Origin of the sequence: Parafrigoribacterium mesophilum (assembly GCF_039652555.1) — a bacterium.
Classification (GTDB): Bacteria; Actinomycetota; Actinomycetes; order Actinomycetales; family Microbacteriaceae; genus Parafrigoribacterium; species Parafrigoribacterium mesophilum.
In genome coordinates this window covers 1-255 of the sequence record NZ_JBDJAF010000089.1, presented here as the reverse complement: position 1 = coordinate 255, position 255 = coordinate 1, and the positions used below count along the sequence as shown (strand labels likewise).

Below are 255 nucleotides of genomic sequence, written 5' to 3'. Positions count from 1 at the left end.
TTTGCACTGTCACCCTGGCCGACTACGTCGGAGCAGGCGGGCTCGGCCATTTTCTGTTCCTCGGCCTCAAGACCAACGATTATCCGCAGAAGCTCGCCGGGTCGATTGTCGTCATCGTGCTTGCGATGCTCTCCGAGGTAGTGTTCAGCGTGCTTCAACGCATCGTGGTGCCGGCCGGAGTCTCCGCCGGCAGTGTCCAGGTCGTCCGGACGAGGCCACTCCGGTCTCTCTCGACACTCGGGTGATCAACGTTAT

The 255-nt window shown here is 61.2% G+C and carries 1 pseudogene; it reads left to right on the top strand.

The window, feature by feature from the left end:
- Positions 1 to 245: pseudogene (locus ABFX56_RS16210) on the top strand (ABC transporter permease); the annotation flags it as partial.
- Positions 246 to 255: the final 10 nt, after the last annotated feature.